General features: G+C 40.4%; 12 protein-coding genes and 1 other annotated feature. All 12 genes read left to right on the top strand.

The annotated features are described in order from the left end of the window. Nucleotides 1-137: 137 nt before the first annotated feature. The 12 genes from rplK (at nucleotide 138) to tuf (ending at nucleotide 15,634) form a co-directional block, all read left to right on the top strand. The gene (gene rplK, locus C406_RS0112680; RefSeq protein WP_036654645.1) at nucleotides 138-563 is read left to right on the top strand and encodes a 50S ribosomal protein L11; all 426 of its coding nucleotides are present in this window, start codon (nucleotides 138-140) and stop codon (nucleotides 561-563) included. 113 nt (nucleotides 564-676) lie between these two features. Continuing rightward, the gene (gene rplA / locus C406_RS0112685; RefSeq protein WP_017381011.1) at nucleotides 677-1,378 is read left to right on the top strand and encodes a 50S ribosomal protein L1; all 702 of its coding nucleotides are present in this window, start codon (nucleotides 677-679) and stop codon (nucleotides 1,376-1,378) included. Between the two features lie 47 nt (nucleotides 1,379-1,425). After that, nucleotides 1,426-1,568 (top strand) — a sequence feature (ribosomal protein L10 leader region). Between the two features lie 33 nt (nucleotides 1,569-1,601). After that, entirely contained in the window at nucleotides 1,602-2,102 is a 501-nt protein-coding gene (gene rplJ / locus C406_RS0112690; RefSeq protein ID WP_017381012.1) for a 50S ribosomal protein L10, read from the top strand. 77 nt (nucleotides 2,103-2,179) lie between these two features. Further along, nucleotides 2,180-2,542, top strand: a complete 363-nt coding sequence (gene rplL, locus C406_RS0112695) for a 50S ribosomal protein L7/L12 (protein WP_017381013.1) — start codon at nucleotides 2,180-2,182, stop codon at nucleotides 2,540-2,542. 84 nt (nucleotides 2,543-2,626) lie between these two features. Next, complete coding sequence (locus tag C406_RS0112700) at nucleotides 2,627-3,232, top strand: class I SAM-dependent methyltransferase (protein ID WP_017381014.1); 606 nt, start codon at nucleotides 2,627-2,629, stop codon at nucleotides 3,230-3,232. A 235-nt stretch (nucleotides 3,233-3,467) separates the two neighbouring features. After that, nucleotides 3,468-7,019 carry a DNA-directed RNA polymerase subunit beta gene (gene rpoB / locus C406_RS0112705; protein ID WP_017381015.1) on the top strand — a complete coding sequence of 1,184 codons (3,552 nt, stop codon included), beginning with the start codon at nucleotides 3,468-3,470 and terminating at the stop codon, nucleotides 7,017-7,019. A 144-nt stretch (nucleotides 7,020-7,163) separates the two neighbouring features. Continuing rightward, entirely contained in the window at nucleotides 7,164-10,766 is a 3,603-nt protein-coding gene (gene rpoC, locus C406_RS0112710; RefSeq protein WP_017381016.1) for a DNA-directed RNA polymerase subunit beta', read from the top strand. 137 nt (nucleotides 10,767-10,903) lie between these two features. Continuing rightward, nucleotides 10,904-11,152, top strand: coding sequence for a ribosomal L7Ae/L30e/S12e/Gadd45 family protein (locus C406_RS0112715; protein WP_017381017.1), 249 nt, complete (start codon nucleotides 10,904-10,906; stop codon nucleotides 11,150-11,152). Nucleotides 11,153-11,253: 101 nt separating this feature from the next. Further along, on the top strand, nucleotides 11,254-11,676 hold the full coding sequence (gene rpsL, locus C406_RS0112720; RefSeq protein ID WP_017381018.1) for a 30S ribosomal protein S12: 423 nt from the start codon (nucleotides 11,254-11,256) through the stop codon (nucleotides 11,674-11,676). Nucleotides 11,677-11,724: 48 nt separating this feature from the next. Further along, complete coding sequence (rpsG, locus tag C406_RS0112725; protein ID WP_017381019.1) at nucleotides 11,725-12,195, top strand: 30S ribosomal protein S7; 471 nt, start codon at nucleotides 11,725-11,727, stop codon at nucleotides 12,193-12,195. Between the two features lie 53 nt (nucleotides 12,196-12,248). Then, nucleotides 12,249-14,324: an elongation factor G gene (gene fusA, locus C406_RS0112730; RefSeq protein WP_017381020.1), complete on the top strand. Its 2,076-nt coding sequence runs from the start codon at nucleotides 12,249-12,251 to the stop codon at nucleotides 14,322-14,324. 122 nt (nucleotides 14,325-14,446) lie between these two features. Then, the gene (gene tuf / locus C406_RS0112735) at nucleotides 14,447-15,634 is read left to right on the top strand and encodes an elongation factor Tu (protein WP_017381021.1); all 1,188 of its coding nucleotides are present in this window, start codon (nucleotides 14,447-14,449) and stop codon (nucleotides 15,632-15,634) included. Nucleotides 15,635-15,878 lie beyond the last annotated feature (244 nt).

Genomic DNA, 15,878 nt, shown 5'->3' on the forward strand with positions numbered 1-15,878 from the left:
TGGTATTATTTCAAAGGTCAGACTGATTTTGTGAAAGTCTGAAAAAATTTAGCTTACGTTCAGCTACTAGCTGACACAGATATTGAGTGGGAGGGGCAACCCTATTACCACATCACGGACTTAAGGAGGTGTGTCTCGTGGCTAAAAAAGTTACTAAGGTAGTAAAATTACAAATACCTGCTGGTAAAGCAAATCCAGCACCGCCGGTTGGTCCAGCATTGGGTCAAGCAGGTGTTAATATTATGGGATTCTGTAAAGAGTTCAATGCACGTACGGCTGATCAAGCCGGACTAATTATCCCAGTTGAAATTTCTGTATTTGAAGACCGTTCATTTACATTCATTACAAAAACTCCACCTGCAGCAGTATTACTTAAAGTGGCGGCTGGAATTCAGTCAGGTTCTGGTGAACCAAACCGCAAAAAAGTTGCAACGGTGAAGCGTGATAAAGTTCGCGAAATCGCTGAACAAAAAATGCCAGATCTAAACGCAGCATCAGTTGAAGCAGCAATGTTGATGGTTGAAGGTACTGCGCGTAGCATGGGTATTACAATCGAAGACTAATCCCTTCACTTGTATTGCATTAGTTTTGGAGGGTTGCGATTGTCTTTTAGACACGCAACCCTTATTCGTGGGAGGGTAATTCCGTTAAAACCACATAAGGAGGTCATTTTACAATGGCGAAAAAAGGTAAAAAGTTACAAGAAGCAACGAAATTAATAGATCGCACAAAAGCTTACACAGCTACAGAAGCAATTGAACTTGCTAAAAAAACTAGTGGTGTTAACTTTGATGCAACAGTTGAAGTAGCATTCAAATTAGGTATCGACACACGTAAAAATGACCAACAAATCCGTGGAGCAGTTGTGCTTCCAAACGGAACTGGTAATACTCAACGTGTTTTAGTTTTCGCTAAAGGCGAAAAATTAAAAGAAGCAGAAGCTGCTGGCGCTGACTATTTTGGCGATACAGAGTACATCAACAAAATTCAACAAGGATGGTTTGACTTCGATGTAATCGTAGCTACTCCAGACATGATGGGTGAAGTTGGTAAATTAGGTCGTGTTTTAGGACCAAAAGGCTTAATGCCGAACCCTAAAACAGGAACTGTAACTTTCGACGTAACGAAAGCAATCGGAGAAATCAAGGCTGGTAAAGTTGAGTACCGTGCTGACAAAGCTGGTATCATCCACGCGCCAATCGGTAAAGTTTCTTTCGAAGATGACAAGTTAGTTGAAAACTTCTTAGCAGTATTTGATGTTGTTCAAAAAGCTAAACCAGCTGCAGCTAAAGGAACATACATGAAGTCTGTTAATGTTACAACGACGATGGGTCCATCTGTAAAAGTGGATTCTTCAAGTGTAAAAGTTAGCAAATAAGATTGACAGTTTAAAATATATTTGTTAAGATATATTTTGTTGTAAATAATTATTTGTAATTTGTACCGTAGACAGTAGGGGCGACTTGTCGCATAATGATCCTACCGAGGACATGCATTCAGAATCTTTTTAAAGATGACGTTTCAGCCCCTGGTCTATTTAATAGTCCGGGGGCTTTTCTTTTGGCGGTATAAATGACTCATTCTAATTAGGAGGTGTCAAGATGAGCAAAGTTATGGAATCTAAACAAGTTCGCGTTGAAGAGATTACTGAAAAATTCAATGGTGCTGCAACTGCTGTAGTAGTTAACTACCGTGGATTAAACGTTACTCAAATCACGGAACTTCGTAAACAACTTCGTGAAGCAGGTGTTGAGTTCAAAGTGTACAAAAACACAATGACTCGCCGTGCGGTTGAAGCTGCAGGTCTTGAAGGCTTGAATGATAGTCTTACAGGTCCAAACGCAATTGCGTTTTCAACAGAAGACGTAGTAGCGCCAGCGAAAATCCTTAACGATTTCGCTAAAAAGCACGAAAAGCTTGAAATTAAAGCTGGTGTGATTGAAGGTTTAGTCGCTACTGCTGACGATATTAAAGCACTTGCAGAACTTCCTTCTCGCGAAGGTTTGTTGTCAATGCTATTAAGCGTTCTTCAAGCTCCAATGCGCAACTTCGCGCTTGCAACAAAAGCTGTTGCAGAACAAAAAGAAGAGCAAGGCGCGTAATTCGTTACACGGCTTAGCTTTTTAATCCCTGGGTTTAACCCAAACAAAAAAATTATTCCTATTAGGAGGAACATACAATGAACAACACTCAAATCCTTGAAGCAATCAAAGGTATGACAGTTCTTGAATTAAACGACTTAGTAAAAGCAATCGAAGAAGAATTTGGCGTAACAGCTGCTGCACCAATGGCTATGGCTGCTGGTGGCGGTGCTGCTGTTGAAGAAGAGCAAACTGAATTTGATGTAATCCTTACTGCAATCGGCGATGCAAAAATCAAAGTAATCAAAGCAGTTCGTGAAATCACTGGTTTAGGTCTTAAAGAAGCTAAAGAAGTTGTAGATAACGCTCCTAAAGCTATTAAAGAAGCTGTAACTAAAGAAGAAGCAGAAGAAATCAAAACTAAACTTGCTGAAGTTGGCGCTACAGTAGAAGTTAAGTAATTTTAACAATTAGTATTGGAAAGCCCGTCACTTAATACCGGCGGGCTTTTTCTTCATTTATGTAACAGGTTGGAGGGTGTCCCGATGGCTGAGCATTATTATTCAAAAAAACCTCAAGCACAAAGTAAACCCAAATCATGGAGTTCCACACTACGTGGTGAGCTATTTCATTTTGAAACTGATACAGGGGTTTTTAGCAAAAGCGAGGTAGATTTTGGCTCCCGTGTTTTAATTGATACGTTTGTGACGCCAGTAATTGATGGACCTGTACTAGATGTGGGTTGTGGGTATGGACCCATTGGGTTATCCATTGCCAAAACCGAAACAAATCGTACAATTCACATGGTGGACATTAATGAACGTGCAGTAGAACTTTCGCGCAAAAATGCGGAAGGTAACGGGGTACAAAATGTACGAATCTATGAAAGTGATGGTTTAACCGACGTTACGGAAACTGACTTTGCGGCAATTTTAACAAACCCGCCGATTCGTGCTGGAAAACAAACGATTTTTCGTTTTTATATAGATGCCTATGCGAAATTATGTGTGGGTGGAGAATTGTGGGTTGTCATTCAGAAGAAACAAGGAGCTCCATCAACTTTCGATCGATTAGAAGAGATTTTCGGTCAAGTTGAAGTAGTTAATAAGGTAAGAGGTTACTGGATCATGAAGGCTGAGAAAGTCAACTGATTATTGACTTGACAAAATCGCTATGATATTATAACAAAATGCAGAAATATTATTTTGCGGTCGTATGTCCTTTTGTATAAAGTTAATTTATATGTGGGTATACTTACCAAGAATAAATGTAGTTAACCGAAAATGAGCTCTTATGGATCTCGTTTTATTTTTGTCTTTTCGACATCATACACTAAATATGCTGTATCGAAAAGTCCTAATATTGCTTTATTGAGGGGTGAATGAGTTGGCAGGTCAACTAGTTCAGTATGGACAACACCGCCAGCGTAGAAGTTTTGCGCGTATTAAAGAGGTGCTGGAGCTTCCGAATTTAATAGAAATTCAAACAGCATCTTATGAATGGTTCCTTGAAGAAGGTTTGCGTGAAATGTTCCGAGACATTTCTCCAATTACGGACTTCACAGGTAATCTTTCACTAGAATTCATTGATTATACATTAGGTGATCCTAAGTATCCGGTCGATGAGTCTAAAGAACGTGATGTAACTTACGCAGCACCACTTCGCGTAAAAGTACGTCTTCATAATAAAGAATCAGAAGAAGTGAAAGAACAAGATGTCTTCATGGGCGATTTCCCACTTATGACTGAAACAGGTACTTTCGTTATTAACGGTGCTGAGCGCGTAATCGTTTCACAGTTAGTTCGTTCACCAAGTGTTTATTTCCACGATAAGACAGATAAAAATGGTAAAAAAGGTTTTGGAGCAACGGTTATTCCAAACCGTGGCGCATGGTTAGAATATGAAATTGATGCAAAAGACGTAGTCTATGTGCGTATCGATCGCACACGTAAATTGCCTGTAACGGTACTTATACGTGCACTTGGTTTTGATTCTGATCAAGAAATTATCGACCTTATTGGTGATAATGAATACCTTCAAAATACGCTTGAAAAAGATCATACAGAGAGCGCGGATAAAGCGTTGCTCGAAATTTATGAACGTCTTCGTCCGGGTGAGCCGCCAACAGTTGAAAGTGCGAAAAGTCTGTTGTACTCACGTTTCTTCGACCCAAAACGCTATGATTTAGCAAACGTTGGTCGCTATAAAATGAACAAAAAACTGCACATCAAAAACCGTTTGCTTAACCAAACGCTTGCTGAAACACTGGTTGATCCTGAAACTGGTGAAATCTTAGCTGAAAAAGGTGCAGTAATTGATCGTCGTTTACTCGACCGTTTAATTCCACATCTTGAGAATGGAATAGGATTCCGCACAATATCTCAAGTCGGTGGCGTTTTAGATGGCGACATCACGTTGCAATCAATTAAAATATATGCTCCAAATAATGAATCACAACAAGAAATTAATGTTATCAGCAATGCTTATATAGAAGATGCTATTAAAAACATCACACCTGCTGACATTATTTCTTCTGTTGGTTACTTCTTTAACCTACTTTACAAAGTCGGCTTCACAGATGACATTGATCATCTTGGTAACCGTCGTTTACGTTCAGTAGGTGAATTATTACAAAACCAATTCCGTATTGGTCTTTCTCGTATGGAACGTGTTGTACGTGAGCGTATGTCTATCAATGACACACAATCAATCGTGCCACAACAATTGATCAATATCCGTCCGGTTATTGCTTCAATGAAAGAGTTCTTTGGTAGCTCTCAGTTGTCTCAGTTCATGGATCAAACAAATCCACTTGCTGAATTGACACACAAACGTCGTCTATCGGCACTAGGACCCGGTGGTTTAACGCGTGAACGCGCAGGCTTTGAAGTGCGTGACGTTCATTACTCTCACTATGGTCGTATGTGTCCAATTGAAACGCCCGAGGGTCCAAACATTGGATTGATTAACTCACTTTCAAGTTTCGCGAAAGTGAACAAATTCGGATTTATTGAAACACCTTACCGTCGTGTTGATCATGAGAAGGGTGTTGTAACAACTCGCATTGACTATTTAACAGCTGATGAAGAAGACAACTATGTAGTAGCGCAAGCTAACACACGTCTATCTGACACAGGTGAATTTATCGATGAGGAAGTTGTTGGCCGTTTCCGTGGAGATAACACGGTATTCAAACGTACGTTAATCGATTATATGGATGTTTCGCCGAAACAAGTAGTCTCTGCTGCAACTGCATGTATCCCATTCTTAGAAAACGATGACTCCAACCGTGCCCTTATGGGTGCGAACATGCAACGTCAAGCAGTTCCGTTGTTAAATCCTGAAGCTCCTTTCGTGGGAACAGGTATGGAACATGTAAATGCGCGTGATTCTGGAGCTGCCGTAATTGCTAAGTATGTCGGGATTGTTGAACATGTAGAAGCAAGAGAAATTCGAGTTCGTCGAATTGAAGAAATCGATGGCAAAGAAGTTAAAGGCGATTTAACTAAATATAAATTACAAAAATTCCTTCGATCAAACCAAGGGACTAGCTATAACCAACGACCACTTGTACAAGTGGGAGAACGCGTAAAACCTCTTGACATTCTTGCAGACGGTCCTTCTATGGAACGTGGAGAGATGGCACTTGGACGTAATGTACTTGTTGCATTCATGACGTGGGACGGCTACAACTATGAAGATGCAGTAATCATGAGTGAACGTCTTGTAAAAGATGATGTTTACACATCTGTTCATATTGAAGAATATGAATCAGAATCTCGTGATACGAAACTTGGACCTGAAGAAATCACACGTGACATTCCGAACGTTGGAGAAGAAGCGCTTCGTAACTTAGATGAGCGTGGAATCATCCGCATCGGTGCTGAAGTTCGCGATGGCGATATCTTAGTAGGTAAAGTAACGCCTAAAGGGGTTACTGAGTTAACGGCTGAAGAGAGACTGTTACATGCAATCTTTGGTGAAAAAGCGCGTGAAGTTCGTGATACCTCTCTTCGTGTACCTCATGGTGCAAGCGGAATTATCTTGGACGTTAAAGTGTTTAATCGTGAAGACGGCGACGAGCTTCCACCTGGTGTGAATCAACTCGTTCGTGCATACATCGTTCAAAAACGTAAAATCTCTGTAGGGGATAAAATGGCTGGACGTCATGGTAACAAAGGTGTTATCTCACGTATTCTTCCAGAAGAAGATATGCCATTTATGCCAGACGGCACACCTGTAGATGTAATGCTTAACCCTCTTGGGGTTCCATCTCGTATGAACATCGGTCAAGTATTGGAACTACACTTAGGTATGGCTTCTAGAAAACTTGGCATTCATATGGCGTCACCAGTATTTGATGGTGCCAATGAAGCAGACGTTTGGGGTACGATGGAAGAAGCTGGTATGAATCGTGACGGTAAAACTACATTGTATGATGGCCGCTCAGGCGAACCATTCGACAACCGTGTATCTGTAGGTATCATGTATATGATTAAGTTAGCCCACATGGTTGACGATAAGTTACATGCACGTTCAACTGGACCTTACTCTCTTGTTACGCAACAACCACTTGGTGGTAAAGCACAATTTGGTGGACAGCGTTTCGGAGAGATGGAAGTATGGGCACTTGAAGCATATGGTGCTGCTTACACACTTCAAGAAATCTTGACTGTTAAATCCGATGATGTTGTGGGTCGTGTGAAAACATACGAAGCAATCGTTAAAGGTGAGAGTGTACCAGAACCAGGCGTTCCGGAATCTTTCAAAGTATTAATTAAAGAACTTCAAAGTTTAGGTATGGACGTTAAGATGCTATCAATTGACGACGAAGAAATAGAATTGCGTGATTTGGACGAAGAAGACGATCTTCAACCAGCTGACGCGCTTAATATTCTACCAATGACAGAGAAATCACCAGTAGGTTCAGCCGAGTAGGTTGCCTATCTGGTATATATAAATGCAAGTAAAGAAATAAGGGCAGGCCTTCTTACCTGCCCGAATTTCCATTTTTAAAAAGTTATCCGCCTGAGCTAAGTGGATAAAGTCTTTAAAAGACCCAGACTAAGGGAGGTAGGCTCCTTGATAGACGTTAATAATTTTGAGTACATGAAGATTGGTTTAGCATCTCCAGACAAGATTCGTTCTTGGTCTTATGGTGAAGTAAAGAAGCCTGAAACGATTAACTACCGCACACTTAAACCTGAAAAAGATGGTTTGTTCTGTGAGCGCATTTTCGGTCCAACAAAAGACTGGGAATGTCATTGTGGTAAGTATAAGCGTGTTCGTTATAAAGGCGTTGTTTGTGATCGTTGTGGCGTAGAGGTTACACGTTCAAAAGTTCGTCGTGAACGCATGGGTCACATTGAATTAGCGGCTCCTGTAACACATATTTGGTATTTCAAAGGTATTCCAAGTCGAATGGGACTAATTTTAGATATGTCTCCTCGTTCTTTAGAAGAAGTGATTTACTTTGCATCTTATGTAGTAGTAGATCCTGCAAATACGCCACTTGAGCGTAAGCAACTTTTGTCTGAAAAAGAATATCGTGCTTATCGTGAAAAATATGGCAAGAAATTTTATGCAGCAATGGGTGCTGAAGCAATCAAACGTCTTCTTCAAGATCTTGATCTTGAAAAAGAAACAGAAGTGCTGAAGGAAGAACTTAAAACTGCAGCTGGTCAACGACGTACTCGTGCGATTAAGCGTTTAGAAGTAGTTGAGTCATTCCGTAACTCTGGTAATAAACCTGATTGGATGGTTTTAGACGTCCTTCCAGTAATACCTCCAGAAATACGTCCAATGGTTCAATTAGATGGTGGCCGTTTTGCTACTTCAGATCTAAATGATTTGTATCGTCGAGTTATCAACCGTAACAACCGTTTAAAACGTTTACTTGACCTTGGTGCTCCAAGTATCATCGTTCAAAACGAAAAACGTATGTTACAAGAAGCTGTTGATGCTTTGATTGATAATGGTCGTCGTGGTCGTCCAGTTACAGGACCAGGTAATCGTCCATTGAAATCACTGTCACATATGTTAAAAGGGAAACAAGGTCGTTTCCGTCAAAACTTACTTGGTAAACGTGTTGACTACTCTGGTCGTTCGGTTATCGTTGTAGGTCCAAACTTAAAAATGTATCAATGTGGACTTCCAAAAGAAATGGCAATAGAATTATTCAAACCATTTGTTATGAAGGAACTTGTTGAACGTGGCTTAGCTCACAACATTAAGAGTGCGAAACGTAAAATTGAACGTATGCATTCGGAAGTTTGGGATGTATTAGAAGACGTCATTAAGGAGCATCCGGTTTTATTAAACCGTGCACCGACGCTTCATAGACTAGGTATTCAAGCATTCGAACCTACATTAGTAGAAGGTCGTGCGATTCGTCTTCACCCTCTTGTATGTACAGCTTATAACGCTGACTTTGATGGTGATCAAATGGCTGTTCACGTACCTTTATCAGCAGAAGCGCAAGCTGAAGCTCGTTTACTTATGCTAGCTGCACAAAACATTTTAAACCCGAAAGATGGTAAGCCAGTTGTTACACCATCTCAAGATATGGTTTTAGGTAACTATTACTTAACGCTTGAGCGTAAAGGTGCAACAGGAGAAGGTTCATCATTCTACGGACCAAATGAAGTGTTGATTGCTTATCAAAACGGTAATGCGCATTTGCATACACGTATTGGGATTTTAGCAGGTTCATTGAACAACCAAACATTCACTGCAGAACAAAACAAGATGTTGTTATTGACTACAGTCGGAAAAGTTATTTTCAATGAGATTTTACCTGAATCATTCCCGTATATTAACGAACCAACGGACTTCAACCTTCAAGTTGAAACACCGTCTAAATATTTTGTTCCAACAACGACAAATGTACGAGAACATATTACTGGCATGGAACTTGTATCACCGTTCAAAAAGCCGATTCTTGGAAACATCATCGCTGAAGTGTTTAAACGTTTCCATATTACTGAAACGTCGAAAATGCTTGATCGCATGAAAAATCTAGGTTTCAAATACTCTACTAGAGCTGGTATTACAATTGGTATTTCTGATATCGTGGTACTTCCAGACAAAGGTGAAGTTTTGGAAGAGGCTCAAGATAAAGTTGATAAAGTACTGAAGCAATTCCGTCGTGGTTTAATTACAGAAGAAGAGCGTTATGATCGTGTTATTTCTTACTGGAGTGCTGCGAAGGACGTTATTCAGGCAAAACTAATGAAATCTCTAGATAATTTAAACCCTATCTTCATGATGAGTGACTCTGGAGCGCGTGGTAACGCATCTAACTTTACTCAACTTGCAGGTATGCGTGGTTTGATGGCCAATCCGGCCGGTCGTATTATCGAGCTTCCAATTAAATCATCATTCCGTGAAGGTTTAACGGTTCTTGAATACTTCATCTCTACGCATGGTGCTCGTAAAGGTCTTGCGGATACAGCACTTAAAACAGCTGACTCAGGTTACTTAACACGTCGATTAGTTGACGTTGCTCAAGATGTTATTGTTCGTGAAGATGAATGCGGAACGGACCGTGGCTTATTGATTGGCGCATTAATGGACGGCACAGAAGTTATTGAAGGATTTGACGAGCGTATTGCTGGTCGTCATACTCGCAAAACAATTTACCATCCAGTAACTAAAAAAGTTATTTTAGAAAAAGATGGTTTAATTACAGAAGACGTAGCCCGCGTTATTTTAGATGTTGGATTCACAGAGCTTACAATTCGTTCTGCATTCACATGTAACACGAAACACGGCGTATGTAAAAAATGTTATGGTACAAACTTAGCGACTGGTGAAAATGTTGAAGTTGGAGAAGCAGTTGGTATTATTGCTGCCCAATCGATCGGTGAGCCAGGTACTCAGTTAACGATGCGTACTTTCCATACAGGTGGGGTAGCCGGGGATGATATTACACAAGGTCTTCCACGTATCCAAGAGATTTTCGAATCTCGTAATCCTAAAGGCCAAGCGGTTATTTCAGAAATTACAGGAGTTATCTCTGCAATTGAAGAAATTCGTGAAGGTCAAAAAGAAATCACAGTTCAAGGTGATGTTGAAACGCGTAAATACCTCGCTCCGTATAATGGTCGTTTGAAAGTTGAACTAAATGACCCAATTAAACGTGGTGAAGTATTAACAGAAGGTTCAATTGATCCGAAAGAATTGTTGAAAGTCAAAGATGTATTAACTGTACAAGTATACTTATTGAAAGAAGTTCAAAAAGTATATCGTATGCAGGGTGTTGAAATCGGTGACAAACATATCGAAGTAATGGTTCGCCAAATGCTTCGTAAAGTGCGTGTTATCGAGGCGGGTGAAACTGAGCTATTACCTGGTTCATTACTCGATATTCACCAATTTGCAGAAGCGAATAAGGAAGCCGTGTTAAGTGGGAAAATCCCTGCTACATGTCGTCCTGTCATTCTTGGTATAACGAAAGCATCTCTTGAAACAGAATCATTCTTATCAGCAGCATCATTCCAAGAAACTACGCGTGTATTAACAGACGCGGCAATTAAAGGGAAACGTGATGAACTACTGGGCTTGAAAGAAAACGTAATTATTGGTAAACTAGTTCCAGCTGGTACCGGTATGCAACGTTACCGTCAGATTAAGATTGTTGATCAAAAGAAAAATGATTCTAAAATAACAGTTAACGCTGAATAAATTCAAATCATTCCGGTGGGATTTTAATTCCACGCCCACCGGTATTTTTTCTGTAAGAGGGTTGACAGAAAAACATTTGAATGTTAACATATTCAAGGTTGATAGTTGAAGGTCTGGGTCTTTGGAGGATATGGTAAATGTCTTATGAAAAAGTAAATCAGGCGAAGAAAACCGTCATAGGTACTAAGCAAACAGTAAAAGCAATTCATGGTGGCCATGTACTAGAAATTCTCGTGGCTCGTGATGCAGACAATCGAATCACCCAACCAGCTCTTCTAGCAGCAAAAGAAAATGGTGTGAAGATTGATTATGTAGAGTCTAAAATAGAACTCGGTAAAGCCTGCGGACTCCAAGTGGGTGCGTCAGTTGTTGCAATTACTATGTAACAGTTTTTGTGTATATAAACACAGGAACTTTGTTTTTTACCCAAAAATGAACCACCTGGATGTGTGGTATTACAAGGATAAGATGAAGGGAGGAATAATCGATGCCTACAATTAACCAATTAGTACGTAAGCCTCGTAAGCCCAAAACTGTCAAATCTGGTTCTCCAGCTTTGAACAAAGGGTATAATAGTTCTAAAAAAACGTTAACTAACGTTAACTCACCACAAAAACGTGGGGTGTGTACTCGTGTTGGTACAATGACACCAAAAAAACCAAACTCAGCGCTTCGTAAATATGCGCGTGTACGTTTAACTAACCTACTTGAGGTTAACGCGTACATTCCGGGTGAAGGTCACAACCTTCAAGAACATAGTGTTGTTCTACTTCGCGGAGGAAAAGTAAAAGATTTACCAGGTGTACGTTATCATATCGTCCGCGGTGCTCTTGATACTGCTGGTGTAGCTAAGCGTATGCAAAGCCGTTCGAAATATGGTACTAAACGCCCTAAAGTTAAAAAAAGCTAATAACTATTAAAAAATAAAATACAGTTTTACTCGAAAGGAGGAAAACACATGCCTCGTAAAGGTCCTGTTACCAAACGTGATGTGTTACCAGATCCAATTTATAAATCAAAATTAGTTACTCGCTTAATCAACAAAATTATGGTCGATGGTAAGAGAGGTACTTCTCAAAAAATTCTTTATGGAGCGTTTGAACTTGTTTCAGAACGTTCTGGTAAAGATGCATTGGAAGTCTTTGATGCTGCACTAGCAAACATCATGCCATTACTTGAAGTTAAAGCTCGCCGTGTAGGTGGAACTAACTATCAGGTGCCAATAGAAGTTCGTCCAGACCGTCGTTCTACATTAGGTCTTCGCTACTTAGTAAACTATTCTCGTCTTCGTGGGGAGAAAACAATGGAAGAGCGTTTAGCTAATGAAATTCTTGACGCTTCTAACAACACAGGTGCTTCAGTGAAGAAACGTGAAGAAATGCACAAAATGGCGGAAGCAAATAAAGCATTTGCTCATTACCGCTGGTAGGATTTTTCATCCACTAATCATTCTAAATTGACTTTGGAAGGAGAAATACAAATATGGCTAGAGAATTCTCCTTAGAGAATACACGTAATATTGGAATCATGGCTCATATCGATGCTGGTAAAACAACAACTACAGAGCGTATTCTTTATTACACAGGTCGTATCCACAAAATTGGTGAAACGCACGAAGGTGCTTCACAAATGGACTGGATGGAGCAAGAGCAAGAACGTGGAATCACGATCACTTCTGCTGCAACAACAGCTGCTTGGAAAGGTCACCGCGTAAACATTATCGATACTCCGGGGCACGTAGACTTCACTGTTGAAGTTGAACGTTCACTTCGTGTACTTGATGGTGCTGTAGCGGTTCTTGATGCGCAGTCTGGTGTTGAACCTCAAACTGAAACAGTATGGCGTCAAGCTACAACTTACGGCGTACCACGTATTGTTTTCGTAAACAAAATGGATAAAATCGGAGCTGACTTCCTATATTCTGTAGGAACACTTCATGAACGTTTAGCAGCAAATGCACACCCGATTCAGTTGCCAATTGGCGCTGAAGATGACTTCGAAGCGATTATCGACTTAGTCGAAATGAATGCAATTTTCTTTGGTAACGATGAAGGAACTGACATCCAAGTTAGAGAAATTCCTGAATCACATATGGAACTTGCAAACGAATGGCGCGAGAAGTTAATTGAAGGTATTGCAGAACTTGATGAAGCACTAATGGAGAAATACCTTAATGCTGAAGAAATCACAAAAGAAGAATTAAAACTTGCTATCCGTAAAGGAACGCTTAATGTAGAATTCTTCCCAGTTGTTCTTGGTACTGCTTTCAAAAACAAAGGTGTTCAAATGATGCTTGACGCAGTAATCGACTATCTTCCAGCACCGACAGATGTACCGCCAATGATGGGTACACTTCCGGATTCTGAAGAAGAAGAATTACGTAAACCGCATGATTCAGAGCCTTTCGCTGCATTAGCATTTAAAGTTATGACGGACCCTTACGTTGGTAAGTTAACATTCTTCCGCGTATACTCTGGTTCTCTTTCTTCTGGTTCATATGTGCAAAACTCAACAAAAGGTAAACGTGAACGTGTAGGTCGTATCTTACAAATGCACGCAAACTCTCGTGAGGAAATTGCAGAAGTTTATTGTGGTGATATAGCTGCAGCTGTTGGTCTTAAAGACACAACAACTGGAGACACATTGTGTGATGAGAAACAACAAATCATCCTTGAGTCTATGGTATTCCCTGAACCAGTTATCTCGTTATCTGTAGAGCCGAAGTCAAAAGCTGACCAAGATAAAATGGGTCAAGCTTTACAAAAGCTTCAAGAGGAAGATCCTACTTTCCGTGCTCACACTGACGTAGAAACTGGTCAAGTTATCATTGCTGGTATGGGTGAACTTCACTTAGATATTATTGTTGATCGTATGCGTCGTGAATTCAAAGTAGAAGCTAACGTGGGCGCGCCACAGGTTTCTTACCGCGAAACATTCCGTGGATCAGCTTCAGTTGAAGGTAAGTTCGTTCGCCAATCTGGTGGACGTGGTCAATTCGGACACGTTTGGATTGAATTCTCTCCAAACGAAGAAGGAAAAGGCTTTGAATTCGAAAACGGAATCGTCGGTGGTAGTGTTCCACGTGAGTACATCCCAGCTGTTGAAGCAGGTCTTCGTGACTCAATCAAAAATGGTGTAATCGCTGGATATCCACTTATTGACATCAAGGCTCGTCTATTTGACGGTTCTTACCATGATGTTGACTCAAATGAGATGGCGTTTAAAATTGCTGCTTCTATGGCTCTTAAAAACGCAGTATCAAAATGTAAACCAGTACTTCTTGAGCCGCTTATGCGTGTTGAAGTAGTTATCCCTGAGGAATACCTTGGAGATATTATGGGTGACATTACATCTCGTCGAGGACGCGTTGAAGGTATGGACGCTCGTGGAAACGCGCAAGTAGTACGTTCAATGGTTCCACTTTCACAAATGTTTGGTTACGCAACTTCATTGCGTTCTAACACGCAAGGCCGTGGTGTATTCTCTATGCACTTCGATCACTATGAAGAAGTACCAAAATCAATTGGTGAAGAAATTATTAAAAAAAATAAAGGTTAATAATTGCATGTTAACTTTTTAAATAAGTATAGTTATTACGAAAGCAATAAGTGTTGAGGGTACTAGTCCTTCAACACTAATATTAAAAACTTATCATATAAATTTTGAGGAGGACTTCTATAATGGGTAAAGCTAAATTTGATCGTTCTAAAACACACGTAAACATTGGTACAATTGGTCACGTTGACCATGGTAAAACAACTTTAACTGCAGCAATCGCAACAGTTCTTGCAAAACGTTCTGGTGGTACTGCAATGAGCTATGCACAAATTGATAACGCTCCTGAAGAAAAAGAGCGCGGAATCACAATCAACACTTCTCACGTTGAGTATGAAACTGCAACTCGTCACTATGCACACGTTGACTGCCCAGGACATGCCGATTATGTTAAAAACATGATCACTGGTGCTGCACAAATGGATGGCGGAATTTTAGTAGTATCTGCTGCTGACGGCCCAATGCCACAAACACGTGAGCACATCCTTCTTTCACGTCAAGTTGGTGTTCCATTCTTAGTAGTATTCATGAACAAATGTGACATGGTAGATGACGAAGAATTACTTGAATTAGTAGAAATGGAAGTTCGTGATCTTCTTTCTGATTATGATTTCCCTGGCGACGACATTCCAGTAATTAAAGGTTCTGCTCTTAAAGCTCTAGAAGGCGAAGCAGAATGGGAAGAAAAAATCGTTGAATTAATGGACGCTGTTGACGCTTATATCCCAATGCCTGAACGTCAAACTGACAAGCCATTCATGATGCCTGTTGAGGATGTATTCTCAATCACAGGTCGTGGTACTGTTGCTACTGGTCGTGTAGACCGTGGACGTATTAAAGTTGGAGATCCTGTTGACATCATCGGTATCACTGAAGAACCGAAATCAACAATCGTAACTGGTGTTGAAATGTTCCGTAAACTTCTTGACTATGCAGAAGCTGGTGACAACATCGGTGCTCTTCTTCGTGGAGTATCTCGTGATGATATCCAACGTGGACAAGTTCTGGCTAAGCCGGGTTCAATTACTCCACATACTGAATTTAAAGCTGAAGTTTATGTTCTTTCAAAAGAAGAGGGTGGACGTCATACTCCATTCTTCACTAACTACCGTCCACAGTTCTACTTCCGTACAACTGACGTGACTGGTGTTTGTAATCTTCCTGAAGGCGTTGAAATGGTTATGCCTGGAGACAACATAGAAATGACTGTTGCTCTTATCGCTCCAATCGCGCTTGAAGAAGGTACAAAGTTCTCTATCCGTGAGGGTGGACGTACTGTTGGTGCTGGTGTAGTTGCGACTATCACTAAATAATTAATAACTTAAAGAAGATCTTGCCGGGACGCTGGTAAGATCTTTTTTTTGTCCGAAATTTTACAAAGAGATGTCTAAATAGTGCAGAGCAAACACCTCGCCAACGGAAATAAATCACAAATAAAACTTAAATGGCATACATAAAGCATCTTACACTTCACAATACAGCTGACTTTCTGTACAGTCTTTTCTTACGATTAGTCAAATATCCCGTTGCTTTTCGTTCCAGATGGACGCTTTCCGC

The organism is Paenisporosarcina sp. TG-14 (assembly GCF_000297555.1).
GTDB classification, from domain to species: domain Bacteria; phylum Bacillota; class Bacilli; order Bacillales_A; family Planococcaceae; genus Paenisporosarcina; species Paenisporosarcina antarctica.